The organism is Arthrobacter sp. B6, from assembly GCF_001663775.1.
Taxonomy (GTDB): Bacteria; Actinomycetota; Actinomycetes; order Actinomycetales; family Micrococcaceae; genus Arthrobacter.
The window spans coordinates 1,676,025-1,696,443 of record NZ_KV467168.1; the positions used below are offsets into that span (position 1 = coordinate 1,676,025).

The 20,419-nt window shown below is 66.0% G+C and carries 20 protein-coding genes, 1 tRNA gene, 1 pseudogene and 1 riboswitch; of the genes and pseudogenes, 8 read left to right on the forward strand and 14 right to left on the reverse strand.

The features are described 5' to 3' along the window. The first annotated feature begins 18 nt into the window (after positions 1-18). Genes AU175_RS07225 through AU175_RS07235 form a run of 3 tightly spaced genes read left to right on the forward strand, consistent with a single transcriptional unit; the run spans position 19 to position 3,526 of the window. On the forward strand, positions 19-771 hold the full coding sequence (locus AU175_RS07225; RefSeq protein ID WP_066287049.1) for an ABC transporter ATP-binding protein: 753 nt from the start codon (positions 19-21) through the stop codon (positions 769-771). Continuing rightward, positions 768-2,804: a YhgE/Pip family protein gene (locus tag AU175_RS07230; RefSeq protein WP_066287051.1), complete on the forward strand. Its 2,037-nt coding sequence runs from the start codon at positions 768-770 to the stop codon at positions 2,802-2,804. Before AU175_RS07225 ends, AU175_RS07230 begins: the two co-directional genes overlap by 4 nt. Next, positions 2,801-3,526, forward strand: a complete 726-nt coding sequence (locus AU175_RS07235; protein ID WP_082979046.1) for a TetR/AcrR family transcriptional regulator — start codon at positions 2,801-2,803, stop codon at positions 3,524-3,526. The genes AU175_RS07230 and AU175_RS07235 overlap by 4 nt, the downstream gene beginning before the upstream one ends. Before the next feature lie 580 nt (positions 3,527-4,106). On the opposite strand, the gene AU175_RS07240 is transcribed toward AU175_RS07235, so the two are convergent. Further along, complete coding sequence (locus AU175_RS07240; RefSeq protein ID WP_066287053.1) at positions 4,107-5,132, reverse strand: EamA family transporter; 1,026 nt, start codon at positions 5,130-5,132, stop codon at positions 4,107-4,109. 73 nt (positions 5,133-5,205) lie between these two features. On the opposite strand from AU175_RS07240, the gene AU175_RS07245 reads away from it, so the two are divergent. Further along, positions 5,206-6,114: a LysR family transcriptional regulator gene (locus AU175_RS07245; RefSeq protein ID WP_066290722.1), complete on the forward strand. Its 909-nt coding sequence runs from the start codon at positions 5,206-5,208 to the stop codon at positions 6,112-6,114. Here AU175_RS07245 and AU175_RS07250 read toward each other — a convergent pair. Together AU175_RS07250 and AU175_RS07255 are read right to left on the reverse strand one after the other, a co-directional pair. Next, entirely contained in the window at positions 6,092-6,619 is a 528-nt protein-coding gene (locus AU175_RS07250) for a SixA phosphatase family protein (protein WP_066287055.1), read from the reverse strand. The two genes, AU175_RS07245 and AU175_RS07250, sit on opposite strands and share 23 nt — an antisense overlap. Positions 6,620-6,947: 328 nt before the next feature. Then, a complete protein-coding gene (locus AU175_RS07255; RefSeq protein ID WP_066287057.1) occupies positions 6,948-7,814 on the reverse strand; it encodes a winged helix-turn-helix domain-containing protein in 867 nt (288 codons plus the stop codon). Between the two features lie 899 nt (positions 7,815-8,713). After that, a riboswitch (cyclic di-AMP (ydaO/yuaA leader) is annotated at positions 8,714-8,875 on the forward strand. Positions 8,876-8,880: 5 nt separating this feature from the next. Between AU175_RS07255 and AU175_RS07260 the strand changes: the two genes are divergently transcribed. Further along, positions 8,881-9,582, forward strand: coding sequence for a hypothetical protein (locus tag AU175_RS07260; RefSeq protein ID WP_066287058.1), 702 nt, complete (start codon positions 8,881-8,883; stop codon positions 9,580-9,582). A 189-nt stretch (positions 9,583-9,771) separates the two neighbouring features. Beyond that, positions 9,772-10,215 (forward strand): YdeI/OmpD-associated family protein, encoded by a 444-nt coding sequence (locus AU175_RS07265; RefSeq protein WP_066287059.1) that lies wholly within the window; start codon positions 9,772-9,774, stop codon positions 10,213-10,215. On the opposite strand, the gene AU175_RS07270 is transcribed toward AU175_RS07265, so the two are convergent. The 4 genes from AU175_RS07270 to AU175_RS07285 form a co-directional block, all read right to left on the reverse strand. Continuing rightward, complete coding sequence (locus tag AU175_RS07270) at positions 10,196-10,876, reverse strand: HAD-IA family hydrolase (protein WP_066287060.1); 681 nt, start codon at positions 10,874-10,876, stop codon at positions 10,196-10,198. The genes AU175_RS07265 and AU175_RS07270 overlap by 20 nt on opposite strands. Positions 10,877-10,891: 15 nt before the next feature. Then, positions 10,892-11,266 carry a glyoxalase superfamily protein gene (locus tag AU175_RS07275; RefSeq protein ID WP_066287061.1) on the reverse strand — a complete coding sequence of 125 codons (375 nt, stop codon included), beginning with the start codon at positions 11,264-11,266 and terminating at the stop codon, positions 10,892-10,894. A 92-nt stretch (positions 11,267-11,358) separates the two neighbouring features. Next, on the reverse strand, positions 11,359-11,994 hold the full coding sequence (gene upp / locus AU175_RS07280; RefSeq protein ID WP_066287062.1) for a uracil phosphoribosyltransferase: 636 nt from the start codon (positions 11,992-11,994) through the stop codon (positions 11,359-11,361). 54 nt (positions 11,995-12,048) lie between these two features. Continuing rightward, complete coding sequence (locus AU175_RS07285) at positions 12,049-12,783, reverse strand: phosphatase PAP2 family protein (RefSeq protein ID WP_066290725.1); 735 nt, start codon at positions 12,781-12,783, stop codon at positions 12,049-12,051. An 88-nt stretch (positions 12,784-12,871) separates the two neighbouring features. On the opposite strand from AU175_RS07285, the gene AU175_RS07290 reads away from it, so the two are divergent. Then, positions 12,872-13,378 carry a nucleoside deaminase gene (locus tag AU175_RS07290; RefSeq protein ID WP_066287063.1) on the forward strand — a complete coding sequence of 169 codons (507 nt, stop codon included), beginning with the start codon at positions 12,872-12,874 and terminating at the stop codon, positions 13,376-13,378. On the opposite strand, the gene AU175_RS07295 is transcribed toward AU175_RS07290, so the two are convergent. From AU175_RS07295 to AU175_RS07315, 5 genes are all read right to left on the reverse strand, one after another. Next, a complete protein-coding gene (locus tag AU175_RS07295) occupies positions 13,375-14,622 on the reverse strand; it encodes a DNA glycosylase AlkZ-like family protein (RefSeq protein ID WP_066287065.1) in 1,248 nt (415 codons plus the stop codon). The genes AU175_RS07290 and AU175_RS07295 overlap by 4 nt on opposite strands. Before the next feature lie 43 nt (positions 14,623-14,665). Then, on the reverse strand, positions 14,666-15,745 hold the full coding sequence (locus AU175_RS07300) for a glycosyltransferase family 4 protein (protein WP_197497060.1): 1,080 nt from the start codon (positions 15,743-15,745) through the stop codon (positions 14,666-14,668). Between the two features lie 5 nt (positions 15,746-15,750). After that, on the reverse strand, positions 15,751-16,146 hold the full coding sequence (locus AU175_RS07305; protein WP_066287067.1) for a 6-pyruvoyl trahydropterin synthase family protein: 396 nt from the start codon (positions 16,144-16,146) through the stop codon (positions 15,751-15,753). A gap of 3 nt (positions 16,147-16,149) precedes the next feature. Next, positions 16,150-17,202: a zinc-dependent alcohol dehydrogenase gene (locus AU175_RS07310; RefSeq protein ID WP_066287069.1), complete on the reverse strand. Its 1,053-nt coding sequence runs from the start codon at positions 17,200-17,202 to the stop codon at positions 16,150-16,152. Positions 17,203-17,349: 147 nt separating this feature from the next. After that, a complete protein-coding gene (locus tag AU175_RS07315) occupies positions 17,350-19,239 on the reverse strand; it encodes an HNH endonuclease signature motif containing protein (protein WP_082979047.1) in 1,890 nt (629 codons plus the stop codon). 231 nt (positions 19,240-19,470) lie between these two features. On the opposite strand from AU175_RS07315, the gene AU175_RS07320 reads away from it, so the two are divergent. Then, a tRNA-Ser gene (locus AU175_RS07320) sits at positions 19,471-19,560 on the forward strand. Between the two features lie 102 nt (positions 19,561-19,662). On the opposite strand, the pseudogene AU175_RS22325 reads toward AU175_RS07320, so the two are convergent. Then, a pseudogene (locus tag AU175_RS22325) lies at positions 19,663-19,853 on the reverse strand (tyrosine-type recombinase/integrase); the annotation flags it as partial. 209 nt (positions 19,854-20,062) lie between these two features. Beyond that, on the reverse strand, positions 20,063-20,269 hold the full coding sequence (locus AU175_RS07325; RefSeq protein ID WP_066287074.1) for a hypothetical protein: 207 nt from the start codon (positions 20,267-20,269) through the stop codon (positions 20,063-20,065). Positions 20,270-20,419: the final 150 nt, after the last annotated feature.

Here is a 20,419-nt window from a genome sequence, read left to right on the forward strand (position 1 = left end):
CCCTGCGAAAGGCCATCTTTGCTCTCCGTACAGCACCTCCACGCGAAAGGACGCCGGAACGATCTGCTCCCGCCCACCTCACTGCTGGCCCGAAGGGGTGAGTTGCTCCTTGTCTCAGCCGACCGCCAGGACCATCGGACGGCCTTGGCCCTGACGTTGAGTGGCCGGATGAAGCCCACGCAGGGACGCGTCAGCTGGGACGGGGACGCCGGGATAAAGCGCCGACGCCTGGCCAGTGCCCTGGTGGACTCCCCCAGCGTCAACGAGCCGGAGCAGCATCTGAGCGTCCGTGACCTTGTGACGGAGGATCTGGCCCTGATCCCGCGCCGTTACCGGGGCGCCCTGCTCAGCAAGCCGTGGCTCAAGGTCAACAGCTTCGAGGACATCGCGGACCTGTGGACGGAACAGCTGGCCCCGGACCGGCGCGTTGAACTGCTCACTGCCCTGGCTCTCGCCAACCCGCACACCGACCTGCTGGTGGTCGATTCCCCGGACCGGTTCACTGCCGACACCGCCGACTGGCTGCCTCGCCTTGAGCAGTTGGCGTCCGACGCCGGGCGGCCGCTGGCCGTCGTCGCCACAGTGGCTGCCATCCCGGCCGGGTGGGCGGGACCGGCGGCAGCCGTCGGCAACGCCGCGGCCATCAGCGACCACCCCGACGGCGGCGCCGACCAGCATCATGACGGCTTGTCCGGCGCACAGGAAAATGACGTCACCCTTGCTGACGTGGATGAAAAAGACCTCCTACGCGAAACAGAGGACGCCAAGTGACCGTGCTCCGGCTGGCCCGTTCCGAACTCAAGCGGATGACCGGCGGGCTCCTGCCCAAGCTGACCATCCTGGCACTGGTCATGGTGCCGCTGCTCTATGGCGCCGTATACCTCTATGCCAACTGGGACCCTTACGGCAACCTGAACCGGATCGACGCCGCCCTTGTGGTTGAGGATACCGGTGCCACGTCCAGCGACGGTTCCGTGCTGCAGGCCGGGACCAAAGTGGCAGACAGCCTGGTGGAGGGCAACGTCTTCAACTGGCAGCCGGTCCCCACCGCAGAGGAAGCGGATCAGGGCGTCAGCGACGGCAAATACGCGTTCGCACTCAAAATTCCCAAGGACTTCTCCGCGAACCTGGTATCGCCCGGCAGCTTTGATTCAGCCAGCCAGGCCATGTTGAACGTCACCACCAACGATGCCAACAACTACCTGTTGAGCACCATCGTGGACAAGCTGACCACTTCGGTCCACACCACCGTGGCCAAGGATGTGGGCGAGGAAACGGCCAACCGGCTCCTGACCGGGTTCGGCACCATCCATTCCCAGATGGTCAGAGCGGCCGACGGCGCGGGGCAGCTGGCAGGCGGCGTGGCCACCCTGCGCGACGGGACCGCCACCCTCCATGCGGGCACCAGTGAGCTAAGCGACGGGGCGGGTGAGCTGTACGCGGGGCAGCTGAAGCTGCGCGACGGGGCCAACCAGCTCACTGACGGGGCGGGACAGCTGAGCAGCGGGCTGTCCCTGCTGAAGGACAAGACCGCCACCCTGCCCACCGACTCGCAGACTTTGGCGAATGGCGCGGCCCAGGTAGCCGCCGGAAACGCCCAGCTGAACACCCGGGTCCAGGACATGGTGGCCCAGCTGGATGCCGCCGACCAGGGGCTCCGGACACGGGTGATCGAATCCAACAGCCGCCTGATCGCGTCGGGCGTGCTGACCCAGGAGCAGGCGGACAGCATCCTGGCGGACTTCGACGCGGTGGCGGCCTCCAGCCCGGTGGCAGCCGCAAAGAGCCGGATCCAGGCCGACGCCGCGCAGATCCAGCAGCTGGCCGACGGCTCCGAGGCCGTCAGCGTGGGCGCTGCGCAGCTGGCCGCAGGCACCCCTGCGCTGAAGGACGCCGTGTCCCAGGCTTCCGGCGGGGCAGACCAGCTGCACACCGGCGCGGCCACGCTGGCCACCGGCCAGCAGTCGGCCCTGGACGGAGCCGGCAGGCTCGCCGAAGGCGCGCAAACGCTCGACGCCGGCGCGGGGCAACTCGAGGCAGGTGCAGGCACCGCGGCGGACGGCTCCCGGACCCTGGCCGGCGAAATCTCGAAGGGCGCGGGCCAGGTGCCCAACCCCGACGACCAGCAGAAGAGCAGCCTCTCGGAGGTGATCGCGGATCCCGTGGCAGTGAGCAACGTGTCCCAGGCGAAGGCCGATTCCTATGGGGCAGGTTTGGCGCCTTTCTTCCTGACCCTGGCCCTGTGGATCGGCATCTTTATGCTTATCCAGGCAATGCGTCCCATCACCCGGCGGGCCCTGGCTTCAAACGCCCCGGCTTGGCAGATCGCCATCGGCGGCTGGCTCCCGTTCCTGGCGGTGTCCGTGGTACAGGCCACCCTGCTGACACTGGTGGTGAACCTGGGCCTGGGGCTGAACCCGGCGCATCCCTTGCTGATGTGGCTGTTTATGCTGGCCGCGGCCATGGCCTTCAGCGCCATCATCCAGGGCGTGGTTGCCCTGCTGGGCTCCCCCGGAAAACTCGTGGTGCTCATTTTGCTGGTCCTGCAGCTCGTTTCCTCCGGTGGCACCTTCCCGTGGCAGACCACGCCGCAGCCCCTCCACGTTATACATGAGGTCCTGCCCATGGGCTACGTCGTCTCGGGCATGCGGCACCTCATCTACGGCGCGGACCTCTCCATGATCATGCCCACGGTATTTGGCCTGCTGGGTTACACGGCGCTGGGTGCTGTGATGTCAACGCTCGCGGTCCGGAAACGCAAGTACTGGACACTCAAAACGCTGAAGCCCGAGATCGCGGTATGAGCCAGCACTCGCCGGATGCTGGCCTGCCCGGTCCGGCGGAGCCCGGTGCCGGTCCTGCCAGCCCTGCTCATGCCGGTCCTGCCGGTCCTGCCGGGAAGAAGCTCCGCCCGGCACGGACCAACGCCACCCGGCAGAAGCTCTTCGACGCGTCCATGGAGCTGATCGGCGAGCGCGGTGTTGCCGGCGTCACCGTGGATGAGATCGCCGCGGCCGCCGGCGTCTCCAAGGGAACCGTGTATTACAACTTCGGGAGCAAATCCGACCTGATTGCCCAGCTCCTGCGCCACGGCGTGGACATCCTGAAGGCCCGCCTCGTGGGCGCGGGAAGCGCTGGGGACGCTGCTGCCGGCACTGCAGGCCAGCCAGCCGGTGATCCGCTCCTGGTGATGGAGGAAATGATCGGCCAGGCCATGGATTTCATGGCCGACTACCCGTCCTTCGCCCGGCTTTGGGTTAGCGAAAACTGGCGCACGCCCAGCGAGTGGCGGGACACGTTCGCCGAACTCAGGGCCGAGCTGCTGGCTGTGATCGGCGGCGCCATCGAGTCCGTGGCAGAGGCATATCCGGTGGACCGGTCCGTCTCCAGGGGCAGCCTGGAAACAGCAATTTTTGGCGCCTGCTTCGTGGTGGGACTGGACAGACAGACCTACAACCCCGAACGTACCCGTGACCAAAGTGTTGCAGCAATCTTGGCAATCATGCGCGGCTACGTGCTGAAGTAGCTCCCGTCTCGTGGATGATTGATCCCATGCGCCACATGGGTAACAGTGGAAAGTTCGCCTTGATAGCGGCCGTCGCCGCACTGGGCATGCTGGTGCTGACCGCGATCACACTGGAAGAGGCCGTCATGGTCACTTTCCTCGGGCTCGTGGCTCTGGCCTATATCTCTGCTGTCGCGGAGGTCCTGGCCAGGGGACGCCGCTTCGCCCTGCTGGCTACGGGGGCGGGCACCAGTCTCACCATTGCCTTTTCACTGGCCTTCATCAGCACGTGGGAGCTGGCATTTGCCGAGGAGTCCTCGTTCCTGGGGACGCCGCTCCCCACAGGGGATCCGGACAACTACTTTTATTGGGCCGCAGCCTCAGCCGTGGCCACCGTGCTGGTCCTGTTCCTTGGAGCGGCCTGGCCGGCAGGCAGGCGGCTGGGGGCGGCGGGGCGCAAGCCGTCTCCGACGAAACGCCGGCCTGCGTCGGCTGCCCGCCGGCCCGCTGCCAAGGGCACCACTGCCCAGCGCTCAAGTGCGCAGCGCACGGCGACCCAACGCGCAGCCAATCAACGAACAGCCAACCGGCGGACGAACGCTCAGGGCAGCACTTCCGGCTCCCGCGCGCCGGCGCGGCTCCCTGCCGCCGCAGCCAAGCGGCCGCCGTCGTCGTCCGCGTCGCCGGTCCGCAAGCCTGCACCCAAGCCGGCAGCTGAACCGGGCGGCGCCAGGACCTCGTCCCGGCGCTGACGCGGTGCAGAGCCTCCGGTGAGTACCGCCGTCGCCACGCCACCCAGCAGCAGCAGCCCACCTGCGAGCTCGGCGGGGGTCGGCACCTCCCCGAGCGCCAGCCAGGCAGCGCTCATCCCCACCACTGGCACCAGCAGGGTGAAGGGAACCACGGCCGACGACGGGTAGCTGGCCAGAAGCCGGTTCCAAATTCCGTAGCCCACCAGTGACGCAAAAATTGCCGTGTACAGTGCGCTGAGGATGGTGGCGGGCTGCAGGTCCGAAAGCGTTCCGAGCACAGCGTCCGGACCGTCCACGAGCAACGAAAGCCCGGCGAGGGGCAGCGGAACCAGTGCGCCTGACCAGACGACGAGCCCAAGCCCTGACGCGGCTTTGGCCTGACGGGCGATAACGTTTCCGGCAGCCCAGGACAGCGCAGCTCCCAGCACGATGATGAGCGGCAGCAGCGGGGCCACGGCACTGCGGCCCACGGCCACCACTGCCAGGCCCGCGACGCCAAGAACGACGCCGGCCAACTGGCGGCCACTGGGCCGCTCGCCCAGGAATCCGGCAGCCAGGAGAACAGTCAGCAGCACCTGCGCCTGCAGCACCAGGGACGCAAGGCCGGCCGGCATGCCGAGCGCCATCGCGAGGTAGAGGAGGCCGAATTGGCCGGCGCTCATAAAGAGCCCGACGCCGATGATCGCCTTCCAGCCGACGTCCGGCTTCCTGATAAAGAAAATCCAGGGGAAGACCACCAGGACGAACCGCATCGCCACAAACAGCAGCGGCGGCACCTCACGGCCGTTGGCATGAAGGCCGAAGTCGATGGCCACAAAGTTCAGTCCCCAGAGAACGGCGACCAGTGCGGCAAGGAGGGAGTGGCGGAGGTTCACTCTCCAACTCTTGCAGACATGGCCGATGAAGCACCAGCATTGAATTCAACGCAGCACCATGTACGTTTGCTTCATGATCGAAATAGGCTCCCTCCGTGCCTTGGCAGCGATCGAACAACATGGGTCCGTCGTCGCGGCATCGGAAATCATGGGGTTCAGTCCCTCCGCCGTCTCCCAGCAGATCAAGAAGCTGGAGAAGCAGACCGGATTCGCTGTCCTGGAACGAAGGGGACGTGGAGTACTGCTGACAGAGCGCGGGCTTACCCTGGCAGCGTACGGCCGCCGCATCCTGTCTGAGCTTGAGGACCTGGAATCCACCCTGCTCTCGGACCCGGCCAAACCAACCGGACACTTGAAGTTGGTTTCCTTTTCCACCGCCTGCCGGGGCCTGGTTGGACCGCTCCTGGGAAAGCTCGCGTCCTCAGGCACGGACCTGGACATCAGCGTGCTGGCGGAGGACCCGCGGGAAGCCGTGGCGCGGGTGGCCAACGGGGAGGCAGACCTGGGGATAGTGCACAACTGGAATTCCGTTCCGCTGGTGATCCCCGAGCACATGAGGCTTGAGTGGCTGTGCGAGGACATTGCGGACCTGCTGGTGCACAGCAGCCATCCCTTGGCGGGCCGCGGCCGGGTTGAACCGGCGGACCTCGTGGATGAACAGTGGATCAGCACGCCGCACGGCGCCATCTGCAACGAGGCGCTGTTGCGCATCTTCGCCGACCTTGGCCGGGTGCCGGACATCAGGGTTTACGATCCCGACTTCGCAACCCATATCTCCCTTGTGGAGCAGGGGGCCGTCGTGGCGTTGGTCCCCCGGCTCGGCCGGCCGGCACTGCCCCCGGACGTCGCCTTCGTACCCCTGGTCAATCCAGTACAGGTCAGGCAGGTGGGGATGGTTTACCGCCGGACCATGACGGCGAGCCCGGGCATCCAGCATGTCGCAGGACTGCTTCGCGAGATCAGTGGGCGCGGGGAACCTTGAACTTGGTGATCCGGGCGTCCTGCCCGTCCAGTTCTGACCAGGATTTGTCGGTTTCCAGGACTGCTAGGGCGCTGGTGGGATACCTGGTGGCAGCGTCCATGTAGGCGTCGTGGTCGGAATCCCGGGAAGCCAGATGCATGGCCAGGTCCTGCACGCCTGGCATGTGCGAGATGAGCATCAGCGTGGTGACGGTGTCCGGCACATGGTTGATTACCGTGAGCATGCGCAGCGCGGAGGCGGCGTACAGGCCGTCCTCAAGCTTCGGCGTCGGCGCCTTATCCCCCAGTTCGGAACACACCCAGGTGCAGGTCTGACGCGTCCTGAGGGCGCTGGAACAGAGGATGAAGTCGGGGACAATGCCGTGCTTGAGCAGCCACCTGCCGGCCAGGGGCGCCTCGCGGTGGCCGCGCTCTTCAAGCGGCCGCTCGTGATCCGCAACTCCGCCCGGCCAATCGGCCTTTGCATGCCTCATAATCACCAGGCGTTTGATGTGGTGGTCACTCATCCCCCAAGCCTAGCGCCGCCGTCGAACATCAGTGCACGCGTCACGCAGGGCACGCTTTATGCTGGCACCAGAGGCACTCCCCATCAACCGCGCAGGCCAAATACCCGGAGCCGTGAGCGCGCAAAAGCGTCACACGAAAAAGGCCGCTGCAGCGAAGCGGGACATCCCGAAGGCGCCGTTGTTGCGCGGGCCCACGCCGCCCGGGTTCCCTGGCCGAGCTTGCGAGGCTAGGGAGGCGGTGGGGAGGGACGAGCGCAGGCGCAGAGGATCGTGCCGCGAAAGCGGCCGTCCCCACTGGAGAAGGCCGCTTTCGCGCGTCGCTTAAGGACTAAATCGAGTATTCCGGAGCAGCCCAGACAACAACTTCCGGGTGCTCGTAGAAGCGGTAGCCCTGGCCACGGACGGTGCGCACCGTGTTGGCGAGGCGTCCCAGCTTTGAGCGGAGCCGGCGGATGTGGACGTCGATGGTCCGCTCATTGGGGACTTCCTCGGCGTTGCGCCACAGGCCCTCGAGCAGTTCGTCGCGGCCCACTGTGCGGGTGCCGTTCTCCACGAGGTAGTTCAGGAGCTCGAACTCCTTGAAGGTCAGGTTAAGGGATTCGCCGTCCAGGTGGACCTCGCGGCGGGCCAGGTCGATCAGCACGCCGGACGGACGCGGGTCCTGGGCCTGCTGCTGGCGGGCGGTTTCGGTGCGCTGGCGTGCGTTCACCGTGGGATCACCGAATGTGGAACGGACGACGTCGAGCGCGGAACCCGGGGTGCTGGCCGGCGCCACGGCCACGGCCGCGTAGCTTTCGGCTCCTGACACCAGGGACTGGGCATAGGCGCGGATTTCCTGGGCGAGCTTGGCAATCGAGGTGCCGGCCGCCGCCGCGGTCTCCTCGTCGATGCCCATGTACAGGACGAAGCCGCGGGCCACGTTGTCGTTGGCCACCGGGCGGACCGTATTGGGACCTGCCACTACCGGAGTGGGCGCGGTTACCGGCGCCGCATCGGCGGGCTGCACGGCGCGGAGCTGGCCGTAAGAGTTGGGGTTATAGCCCTGCGGGGCATAGCCGGGGGCAGGGAAGCTCGTGCCGGGGGCGGCAGGGGCGAACGCCGGGCGGGCTCCGAAACCCTGGCGGAGGCCGGAGGGCTGGGCAGCCTTGCTGGCGTTTCGGACAGAGATGTGGACGTATCCGGATGCAACTGACATAGATTGCTTACCTCAATGTGAATGGCCGTCATCGCGGCTCGAATGCTTGGTTCCCCGCAATGAGATCTGGGGAGGGGCGCCCGACGCTGGGCTGGGGGCGAATGCCTAAGAACTTCGTGGGGTGTGAAGGTCAGGCGTGCATTCGACAACAGCAACGCGTGTCGGCAGCAGCGGGTGTGCTGGGCCAATAGTCTGCGGCTGCAGGTGCTGTTGAGTTCTTGTTCACAATTGAAGTGTGCAACGTAACAATGCGAACTTGCAAGTAACAATGAACGCATCGTTCCGCATAGTGAGACGAAATCCCCGAATGTGGTTTAGATCACGATTCTGAGAGGCGGATAAAATAACACTTGTTTTCTAGAACGTTTGTTTGGAAAACGGCCTTTCCCGAATAATCTTCGACAACACATGGAAATTCGGCCTTGCGATTCATCATTGACCGTGTTGCCGAAACACACTCCCTGGTTTGCCCCGATGTCCAGTTCCACCGCCATCCGGACCACAAAAATTTTGGCCTCTCCGCCCCCTGAGCCACAAACCACGTCGAATAGGATGCCGGACTCCCCCGGCAGCGGCCAGCCAGGAGAGTGCGGTTGGTCCACGTGCCGAGCCAGTCCCAGCCCATGACCACCCTGACGCTTCGCAACTGCGCCAGGTCCCGGTGAACCTGCTTTCGAACGCACCGAATCCATCATGAGGCACGCCGACGGAAGGGTAACGGTGGCATCACAGCCCGGGCTCACCGAGTTCGCCTCACGGCTTCGGCTCCCGCAGCCTTCGGGCAAGGCGACGCGCCGCGGTCGTGATCTCTGTTACCAAAATGTGACTTAAGCTCTGCATTCCTGTAGCGTCGATTGGGTGCGGTTCCCTTTCGGACCGCGTATCCGGATGACGCCAAGCTCTGCCGCTTCCCGGATTTCTCTTGAGCAAAGGCAGAGGCGGGGGACCCAACAGTCCCGGGCACCGATTGCCCTTGGGGTTAAGCCAGCACGTGATCTTTCCGTGTGGCCGGATGCCCTCATCCGAACCCGACAGCTAACTCCGCAGGTGTGAGAGGCGATTCATCATGTTCAAATTCCTGGTAAAACCACGCCCGAATAGCGAATCTGCACCCCAAGCCGGGCAAGACGCCGGCCATGGTCCTTCCTTCGGCAAGCGCGCCGCTGTGGTGGCTGCATCCTGTGCACTCCTGATAGGAGTAGGAGCGGCCGGACAGGCTACGGAGACCAGCAACCGGGTTGCAGCCACGGAGACCCAGTCCGCCAATGCGCAGTCGAACGTCAGCATCGAGAAGAGCGAAATCCTGGCGAACCCCGCGCCGCAGCCGCCAGCCGCAGAGGTCGAGGTAGCCCCGCAGGCGGCCGAGCCCGCTCCGGCCCCCGCTCCCGAACCCGTGCCAGCCCCCGCTCCCGAACCGGCACCTGCCCCCGCCCCTGAGCCCGCACCCGTCGTCGCCGTGAACGACCCCGCTGGCGCCCAGGCTTACGCAGCCAGCCAACTGGCAAACTATGGTTGGTCCCCTGACCAGATGCAGTGCCTGCAGACCCTGTGGACCAAGGAATCGGACTGGACCACCACGGCTACCAACCCGAGCAGTGGCGCGTACGGCATCGTCCAGTCGCTGCCGGCGGAGAAGATGGCCAGCGCCGGCGCCGACTACCTGACCAACTACCGCACACAGATTAACTGGGGCCTTGACTACATTCAGGAGCGCTACCAGTCGCCGTGCGGCGCACTGAACTTCCACCTGTCGAACAACTGGTATTAAGCCGGCACCTCCGGCTTCCGCCGTCCGAAGCAGCAGGCACTGAATCCCCCGGTTCAGGGCCTGCTGCTTTTTGCGTCCTGTCCGTCTCGGAGATGCAGGGCGGCTGAGGCGCGGCCTGGCGCTCCGGCCCCTTCCCTGGGCCGGCAGTCCGTGCTTCCCTCCCTTGCGGCTCCGGGCCATACTTGGGCCATGAAATTCACCACCACCATCCTGGGCAGCGGCAATAAGGCAGGCATTGAGGTTCCGGAAGACGTTGTCTCGGCTCTCGGCGCGGGAAAGCGTCCGCCGGTGGTGGTGACCATCAACGGCAAGAGCTACCGGAGCAGCATCGCGGTGATGGGCGGGCAGAACCTCATTGGCGTGAGTACCGCCAACCGGGAATTCACCGGAGTGGCGGCTGGCGACACCGTTGAAGTGGACGTGGAACTGGACACCCAGCCGCGCATCATCGAGGTCCCCGACGACCTGGCAGCAGCCTTGGCCGCCGAACCTGCTGCCCAGGCGTTCTATGCCACGCTGAACTACAGTGCCCAGCGCCGGTACGTGGAGCCGCTTGGGGATGCCAAAACGGAGGAAACCAGGACGCGGCGGATCGCGAAGGTCGTGGCCGACCTCAAAGCTGGAAAGAAATGATCCGCTGTCCCGCAGGGTCGGTTTCCACGGAGACAGCGACGGCGCTGTAATCCGGAATATGGAGCACCCCCGCCGGCAACGGGCCCGTTTTGGGGCCCACGGCCACGGTCCGGATGCCAGCGGCGACACCCGCCGCAATACCTGCCGGCGCATCCTCGAACACCACGGCATCTTCCGGTTCAACGCCCAGCAGTCCGGCAGCCGTCAGATATCCTTCCGGGTGCGGCTTGCCGCGCGTCACGAGGTCCGCCGTCACGGCGGTGGCCGGCATCGCCAGGCCCGCCGCGTCCATGCGGATGTCCGCCAGGATCCGGTCCGCCGAGGTCACCAGCGCCACAGCCTCAGCCGGCAGGTTCCGGAGCAGGGCGGCCGCTCCGGGCAGCGGCACGATGCCGGCAGTCCGTACCCTTTCCATCGCGCCGAGTTCCGCAGTCAGTGCCACAACGTCGGCACCCGCCGGCGCAAACCGCCGCACGGTGTCCCCTGCCTGGACGCCGTGGGAGGTGCGCAGGATCTCGGCAAAGTCCAGGCCATAGCGTACGGCGAACTCGCCCCAGACGGCTTCCACAACGGCCGTCGAGTCCACTAACGTGCCGTCCATGTCAAAAAGGACGGCACGGCAGGTGAGGGTACGGGTGGCGGCAGTCGCAGGAAGGTTCATGCTACCCATCTTGCCCTAGGCGTCCCGTCCCGGGATGTACTGCACGGCCCACTTGTTCCCGTCCGGGTCCGCGAAGTAGACGAAGTGTCCCCAGTCCTGGACGTCGATATCGCTCACATCCACGCCGTTGCCCTTGAGGTGGTCGTGGGCGGCCTGGATGTCGCTGACCACGATCTGAAGGTTGGGTGCACTGCCCGGAGGAGCGTCCGTGAGACCCTCGCCGATGCTGATCGAGCACGCCGAGCCCGGCGGCGTCAGCTGGACAAAGCGAATGGAGTCGCTGGGCCGTTCGTCGAAGTCGGCGTTGAACCCCACTTTGTTGACATAGAAGTCCTTGGCGCGGTCGACGTCGGATACGGGCACAAAAACGAGTTCAAGTTTCCAGTCCATCCGCACAGGCTAACGGGGGGCCGCTGAATCCGGAACCCCCGGACCACTAACCAGGGCGGGCCAGAACCGGCGCACCCTATGAGTCCTGGCGGCTATCCCGCAATCCCGTACAGCCGGTCACCGGCGTCGCCCAGTCCGGGAACGATGTAGGACTTTTCGTTGAGCTTTTCGTCGATGGATGCCAGGACGATGGTCACGTTGGCGTCGGCGAGTTCCTCTTCCAGCTTGGCCAGCCCTTCCGGGGCGGCCAGGAGGCAGATACATGTCACGTCCGAGGCGCCGCGCTTGAACAGGAACTTGATGGCTTCGCGCAGGGTACCGCCGGTGGCAAGCATGGGATCCAAGACGAAGATCTGCCGGTCGGTGAGATTGTCCGGAAGCCGTTCGGCGTACGTGATGATGTCCAGGGTCTCTTCGTCCCGGGCCATGCCCAGGAAACCAACTTCGGCGGTGGGGACCAGCTTGGTCATGCCTTCGAGCATTCCCAGGCCCGCGCGCAGGATGGGGACAACCAGGGGTGTGGGTTTTGTGAAGGCCGTGCCCACCGTGGTGCTCACCGGCGTCTCGATAGTGACCGGCTGGGTGCGGACGTCGCGGGTTGCCTCGTAGGCCAGGAGCGTCACCAGCTCTTCCGTCAGCTGCCGGAAGACCGGGGACGGGGTGTTCTTGTCCCGCAGGACGGTGAGCTTATGGGCGACCAGGGGGTGGTCCACAACGAGAGTGCGCATGGGTCAAAACTATCACCCGGGCATCCGCCCCCCGGCCCGGAGCCAGCCCTCTGATCAGCCCGTCTGGTCCTCCCGGAGGACGGGATGCTCGAAGGTTGGAGCGGGCCCGGCATGCTCGCGTTTCCGCGTCAGATGGAACAGCCGGTGCGCCAGGACCACCATGCCCACCCAGGCCAGGCCCAGGAACCAGCCGGCCATCACATCCGTCAGCCAGTGGTGGCCAAGGAAGACCCTGCTCAGACCCATCGCGATAATAAAAAGCGCCCCTGCGGTGATGGCAGTGATCCGCGCCCAGAGGATCTCGAACTGCAGGCACATGATGTACACCAGGACCCCGATCACCACCGTGGTGTTCAGCGTGTGGCCGCTGGGGAAGGACGGTGACGTTTCGTACGGCGGAACAGCTTCGGCGTGGTCCGGGCGGGTACGGCCCACGAGCCGTTTGCCGACTGTGGTTGCAAAAGTGGAAACGGCAGCAGCGCCGCCCACCAGGATGATGGGCCGCCAGGTCCTGCTCAGGAAGGTGAGCCAGGCGGTCAGGATGGTGGCCAGGATGGGCATGCCGATGCCCCCACCGATATTGGTGAACGCCGTTACCCCGGCGTCAAGTTCAGGGGTCCGCAGGTTCTGGGACAGCTCAAGCGCGGGCAGGTCAAGGGAGGCCAGGCCCTGCTCATCCACAACGTCGTCGTATACCTCGGCGCCCAGCAGCGCCATAGTTACCACCAGCGCGCCGCCTACCAGCAACGTGATCCACAACGCGGCATAGGGCTTGAACCATCGGCCCAGGCGTTCCCTGAGGGTGTCCTTGTCCACGGTGCCTCCCCGGCGTCGATGCTTTGCAAGGCTGGATATCCCTCGAAACTATCATTGAGCCATGGTCCCCGCAGAAAAGAACCACCGCGAGTGGATGGGTCTTGCCCTGGACGAAGCCCGGCGCGCCCTGGCCACCGACGATGTGCCCATCGGGGCCGTCGTGATAGGGCCCGACGGCGATGTGCTGGGTTCCGGGCGGAACCAGCGGGAGGAGCTGGGGGACCCCACTGCCCACGCGGAGGTAGTGGCCATCCGGGAAGCCGCAGAACGGCTGCGTGTGCGGTCGAAGCTGGACGGCGGCACCGGGGACGGCTGGAGGCTGGAGGACTGCACGCTGGTGGTCACGCTGGAGCCGTGCGCCATGTGCGCCGGCGCGGTGGTGCTGGCAAGGATTCCGCGGGTGGTTTTTGGCGCCTGGGACGAGAAGGCCGGCGCCGCGGGCTCCGTCTTTGATGTCCTCCGGGAGCGCCGGCTCAATCATTGGGTGGAGGTGTACGGCGGTGTCAGGGAAGAGGAGTGCGGGGCCCTGTTGAGGGATTTCTTCGCCGCGCACCGGAGCCGGGCCTAGCCGCTCCGGCGGGCTGCGTCCAGCGCGTCGATCCGGTCCTGGCGGGAGGCGGGCGAGTCCAGACTGAACGAGCGGAAATCCCCCAAATCATCCCGGATCCAGGCCTCCACTTGGGCTATCCGCTGGGTGGCCGCCGGCGTAGGGCCGTCAAAAAGCCACGCGGCAATCCGCGCCTGGCCGGGATCATACTGCCACAGCCCGATGATTCGGCCGCGGTCCAGGATGGGGTGGTCTGGCAGGTCAGCCTGCAATGCGAGGGTGGAGCCGAGGACTTTCCTGTCCTTGTCCTGCTCGGCAATCATGTCCGCTGAGTTGCGCCGGAGCAGCACGAGGGAGTCCGTTCCGGAGAGCAGCTGGATCTGTTCCTCGGCAGGCGCCTCGAAAGCGGCGAGGCGCTCGACGTCGTCGGGCAGCATCCACAGCACTTCGCCGCTGGCGGTGGGGACTTCCACGGCGCCGACGGCGGCGAGACCGGCTTTGGTGTGCGCCACGGTAAACGCGGTGAACCACTGCGACTGCTTGAAGGTGGCGCCTCCGGTCCAGCCGAGATAGCGCTCCAGGAGGAGGCTGCGGGCGTCGTCGTCGTTCATGCCAGTTGGCGGCAATCCCCACAGCATGTAGGCGTACCGCTGCTGGTCAAGGCGCCCGTTGACGGGTACCCGGCGGATCCGGCCGTCCGCCTGAAGGAGGCCCAGCGCCGTCGGGAGGGTCGTTGCGGCGCCCTTCTTTTTGCCTTCTTCGCCGAGGTTCCGGACCGAATCCCCCAGCAGCTCCTTGAGCCGCCTGGGGTCAAGGGGGCCGTCTGCTTCGGCCAGCGCATGGAGGATCTGCTCCTCCAGCAGCGTGATCTCGCCGCGCTCCACGCCCATCCTGGCGAGTACGCGGAAGGGTGCAACGGCGGCGTCCCTGCCCACCTGGAGGCCCCAGGCGAAGTCCTCGTGGCCCAGGACGTAGGTGCAGCCGCGGGCGGCGGGCAGCTCATGGATCTTCAGGGACAGGACGTCGGCGTCGGCCTGTTCGCGGCTGGTTCCTGCCCGGGCGAAGAGTGTGAGGTACGGGTTGGCGCCACCCACTGAGCGGGCCCAGCCTGCAGTGCTGAACACGTCGGCTGCGTCAGCGCCCTGAAGCGTGCCGTCGAGGCCCTGCTTGTGCCAGGCCCAGGCCCTGAGCAGTTCAGGCGTGAGCAGCTGCGGGGCCGGGGTCTGTGGGCTCAGGCCGGTGGCTGCGGGCGCGTCCGTTGTCATGCCTCATTGTCCACCGGTGTTTCACGCCGCGGTAGGCGTCCCATCAGTTGATTTGTTCGAGGTACTCCAGCACGTTACGCGCAGTGGAATCCCATCCGGGCAACCCTTCCCGGGCTGCAAGGGCCGATTCGCGCCAACTGCTGCGGAGCTGGCGGTCTGACAGCCATCGCCGGATCACAGCAGCGAGCATGTCCGGGTGGCTGGTGTCGGGGCCGGGCAACTCAACGGCCGTTCCGGGCAGGACGTATGCCTCGCCTTCGGACGCCTGCTTCTGCCCGCCTGCCAGGCCCAGTGCCTCTACCGCGCCGGTCCCTTCACGCACGATGACCGGGATCCCATGGGCCAGCGACTCAGTGACCACGAGCCCGAACGTTTCGGCCCGCGATACCAGCAGGCTCAAATCCGCCCGGTTCCATTCGTTATCCAGTGCTTGCCCGGCGAGCTGGCCCGTAAGCTCCACCCGATGTTCCATTCCCTGGGAGGCAACGGCGGTCCTGACCAGCGCCGCATAGCCGGGGTCGGCGTCGTCCGATCCCACCAGGGATGCCGTCCAGGCAAGGTCCTGCAATGCGGCCAATGCCGCAACAGCCAGCAGTTGGTCCTTGACGGGGAGCAGTGCGGCAACCGCAATGATGTGGGGCGGGTCAGAACCTGCTGCCACCGCCGCTGCGTCGGTCCCCGGGAGGGCAACCCGGCTGGAGGTGATCCCGTATCTCTCCTCTATGGCATCCGCCGCCCACGAACTGGTGCAGATCACGCCGGCAGCCGCCCGCAGGGCCCGCTGTTCGCCCTCGGCATGGCTGAGTGAGGGCATGTGCACCAGGACGCAGGCGCGTTTGCCGGCGGCCGCAGCGTACTCGATTTCGTCAGGTACACCGCAGGCGACAAGGCCGTCCACAATGGTGACCTGGCCTGACGTGATGTCCGTCCCTGGTTCCCAGGCGCCCAAGAGGGTGCCCAGCCGGCGTCGTTCCTTGGCGCTGGAGTCCGGCCAGGAACCGTCCACTGCCAGCATTTCGACGTTAACGCCCAAGGACCTCAGGCCCTCTGCGAGCTTCGCGTTGTAAACGTTGCCGCCGGAGTTGTGGAGGATATTGGCGGGGACAAGGAACCGGACGTCCACGGGAGTCAGACGGTCAGGTCCAGCGAGTAGGTGGCCCAGGCGTCGGGGTTTTCGCGCAGGGTAACGTCGATCCCCGTGAGCTCGCGGCCGTCGTCGGTGTCCCTGAGCTTCGCGGCCACGGCCTGGGCGATGTACTCGGCCAGCGCCTCGGTGGTGGTGAGCCTGCCGGCGAAGTCCGGGTGCTCGTCCAGGTTGCGGTAGTTCAGCCCGGCCAGCACATCCTCGATGATGTTCCCCGCAGCCCCGATGTCCAGGACGATCGCATCATCATTCAGCGCACGACGGCGGAACATCACCTCCACCACAAAGGTTGCCCCGTGCAGGGCCTGGGCGGGGCCGAATACTTCACGCGGGAGGCTGTGGGCGACCATAAAATGGCGGCGGACGGTCAGGCTGAACACTGGCTACCTCTTGTCTTCTGGGTTGGTTTTTGCGGTCCCGGTTGTTGTGGGGCTGGTTTCTCCGGCTCCTGGGTATTCGATCACATGGCACAGGGCTTGAAGCGTGCCGTCGGCCAGGTTCTGGACTACCCCCGGCAAGTCCGTGAAGGGAGAGGCGCCGGTGAGGAACACGTCAAAGACCGGATCCCTGAGCAGCGACACCGCCAGGTCCAGCCTGTCCGCATTGGTCCGGCGGTGGCGCCGTGCCCTGGCCACAACGCCCACCTGGCTTGCCCGGATAGCGAGGCGGCGGGCGTGGAAGTCCTCGCCCAATGGCAGCGTGACATCGCGGTTGGCGTACCAGGACATCTCGATGACGTCGCCTTCGTCGCCGGTCAGTTGCAGGCTGCGTTCCAGGCCTTGCTGGGAGGCGGAGCAGTGGAAGACGATGTCGCAGTCCGGTTTGGCGTCGTCGGGGTGGGCGAACTCCACACCGAGCGTGTCGGCCAGCTTTTTGCGCTCAGGATCCAGGTCCACCAGCTGGAGGCGGGCGAGGGGGAAGCTTCGCAGGAGGGTTGCCACCATGCCGCCCACCAGGCCCGAACCCACGACCGCGATCCGGTCCCCCAGCCTGGGGCCCGCCTCCCAGAGGGCGTTAATGGCCGTTTCTACCGTGCCGGTGAGAACCGCGCGGCGGGCGGGAACGTCGTCGGGAATTCTCGTGAGGTCAGCTGTGGCAGTGACGTAGCGGTCCTGATGCGGGTTGAGGCAGAAGACCTTTTGGCCAATCCATTCTTCAGGTCCCTGTTCCACGATGCCGACGGAGAGGTACCCGAACTTCACTGGCGATGGGAAGGAGCCTTCCTGGTGCGGGGCGCGCATCTCCTGGGCTACGCGCGGCGGTACCGAGCCTTGATGGACAACGATTTCCGTGCCCTTGCTGATCCCCGAGTAGAGGGTGCGGACCAAGGCTTCGCCCGGTTCAGGGACAGGCAGAGCCTCCGGCCGGAGCTCGCCATGCTGCGGTCCAGTGGTCCAATATGCGGTTGCCTGCGCTGCTGTGTCTGGATTAGTCATCTTGCTGATGAATCTAGTACCCGGGCGGCTGCGGCGAAAGCCACCCGCGCGGGCTGGCGGTTGAAACACTGGTAGCCGCCGTTCGTTCGGCGCTGCTCTCCTGGAGGCTGAGCGACTAGAGGGCTGTGCGACTAGAGGGCTGTGCGACTAGAGGGCTGTGCGAGTAGAGGGCTGTGCGCGCTTCCGTGGCTCACGCGTCCGGGGCCTGGGCCAGGGCCCACTCCGGGAACGGGTCCCCGGGCCTGTGTCGCCTTCGCCCTGGTCATCGGGCAAGGGTTCGTCCGGCAGTTGATCTTCGTGGCACAAGTAGCCGGGCGGGAGCAGATCGGGATCCGGATATGGATCCGCAACCGGTCCTTCTGGCGGTTGTTGCAGACGGGCGGAATCCGACAAAGGATCCAGCGGGAAATCTTCGGGAAGGAGATCTTCGGGCACGGGGTCGCCGGGTCGGGGGCTTGAGGGTCCGACCGGTTCGACGGGTTCGACCGCATGGCCTGATAGCAGTCCAAGTATCTGGGCTGGCCATTGGGGTGGTTCCCAGTCCTGGTGTTCACTGGCGTACTGGCGGCCGGTGGGTGAGGTCCAGCCGGGTGGTGTGTTGGTGCCGGCTTTGGTGGGGGTCCAGGCTGTGGTGTGTTTCAGGCGGTGGTGTTTGGGGCATGGTTGGCCCAGGTTGGTGATGCCGGTGGTGCCGCCCTCGGCCCAGGCGAGGAGGTGGTCTGCTTCGTTGTCCAGGGACTGGTTGGTGCAGCCGGGGAAGGGGCATTTGCCGTCGCGGAGCCGGAGCCATTGGCGCATGGCGGGAGGGATACGGTAGCTGGCCCGTCCGATTTCCAGGGGTGCGCCGTCGCGGGGGTCGGTCAGGACCCGGTGGAATGAGGTGGCGCCCTCGGCGACGAGCTTCCGGGCCATGGATGCCGGGATCGGCCCGAACCCGTCCAGGGTGGCTGGTTCGTCGGTGAGGCCCATCAGGGCGAACACCGGCACGGTGACCAGGACCTGCGCCGCGGGCGAGGGGACACGGCCGGGCACCTGGCCGGGCACACCACTATCACCCGCTGCACCCACGTCGCCCGCGGGACCCGTAGCAGCGGTCGCCCCGTCAGCGGGGATGCTACCGGCGGCAGCGGCCGCCCCGTCAGCGGGAACGCCCACCGTGCTGGTGACCGGGTTGCCGCCCGTGCTGGTGGCCGGGTTGCCGGTGGTGGTGGATTCCAGGCCTGCGGTGAGGAGCCAGGTGGCGGCGATGTCGGCGCGGAGCTGGGTCAGGGTCCGGGACTCGGCGGGTCCCTGCAAGGCGCGGGCGGCGGTGGTGGTGCGGTTCCAGATCCCGGCTGCCTGGTCCGCGGGCAGGTGGGCCGAGAGCCAGGCCATGCCGTCCCGGTCCGGGGCGTATTCGAGCCTGCGGTCCTGGGCGCTGCGGGTGTGGCGTTTTTCGATGCTGTCCGGGTGGTGGCGTTCGCGCCAGGTGCGGGCTTTGTGCCGGAACCGGGACGGGATGAGTTCCCCGGCCGGGCAGCCCCGGGCGGGGTTCGGCGCCCCGGGGTCCAGGAAGTGGGCTTCCAGCGCCTTGGCGCCGGCGGGGTCAAGGCTTGCGGTTTCATCCACCATGGCCTTCGCGTGCTGCCATGAAAGGTCCCCGGCCTCCAATGCTTCGAGGGTCAGGGGCAAGGCGGTGGTGAGCTCACGGGACTGGGCCAGCAGCGCCGAGGCGGAGCGTTCGCTCACCGTCAAGACGCACGCGACCTCCGCGACCACGCCCATTTCCTGGGCGGTGTGCGCCTGGGGCGAGGCAGCCGGAGGGGCCAACGCCGCCTCTGCTTCGGTGAAGCCGGAAGCTAACCGAACCTTCGCCGCCGCCGTGGCTGCCTCGATTCTGGCAACCGCCGCCAGACCGTCCAAGCAGTCATCCCTGAACCGCCGCGCCGGGTCAGCCCCGTGCTCGGCGTCCTCCTGGCGGCAAAGAATCTCAGCAAGCGCAACGGCGGAGGCCCCCAGGACCTCCGCAGTCCGCACCGCCGCCGCTCTGCTTTCCATACCCAAATCATCCCAAGAGGCACCGACGGTAACGGAGAAGCAGATGACCTATGTGGATAACTCAACGCGGGCCGGCACCGCCCGGGACGGCACGGCCGGAATCACGGCGGCGTAGATTCGATCGACTGCACCTCGCGCTGGCCGCTGGCGCCCTTCGTGGCCGCTCCTGCTGCAGCCGGTAGATTGGCCGTTTTGGGGATGCGCGCAATGCTCCGGTAACCTATTCAGGTTGGTGACGTGTCCGAGCGGCCGAAGGTGCAACACTCGAAATGTTGTTTGGTGTAAAAGCCAACGTGGGTTCAAATCCCACCGTCACCGCCAGAGAGTAAAGGCCCCTGTTCCCTTTGTTTATTAGGGAATGGGGGCCTTTTGCTTGGCCAAATTCAGTGCCTTGCCCACGTCTTGCCCACACTCGCCAGCGATTTAGCGTTCTCTGGGATTTAGCGTTCTCTGGGGGGCCGAAACGCTGTCAAAGTCTCCATCGAACAGGCCTGCATATACGTCTAGGGTCATGGCCGCCGAGCTTTGCTTAAGCATCTTCTGGACGGCCTAACATTGGCGCCGGCTGAGGCAGCGAAGCTCGCCGCAGAGTGCCGGAGGTCGTGCGGCGTGATCGGGTCCAGTAACTTCTTCGGAAACGGGATTCTCATCAGGTACTTCGCCGGCCGCTATCCGATCAGCGCTAACACAACAGTCAACTCCTCAGCCATCCCTTCAACAGCCAAGAACCTCGGGCGCACCGGCACTCCGCAGTTTGGGCAATGATTCGGAGAGTCTGCAGCATCATCAGTCACCCGGCAACCATATGCAGCAGCAAGACCACTTACTCAGCACCATCACTGGGATCGGGGTCAGGCGACAACGGCAACTCCATGAACTCATACATCTCCCGCCATGCGTTATCCAAACGCATCTCAGCCAAGACCACCTCCTCCTGGCCGGAAGCCCTACCGCGCTGCCGCAACTCATAGAGCTCGTTGTACAACGCCTCGACTTGGTCCAAACGCTTCTTAAACTCCATGTCCGCCATCGCAAAAGACTAACCGAACATCCTCGGACCAGACAGGGCCAGCACCCACCCCTATGAACCGCCCGACGCCCCAAAGCAATCGCACCGCGGGGTGAGGGACTCGCAGTTCAAGGACGGGATACCTTGGCCCAGCCTGCGGCCGCTGCAACC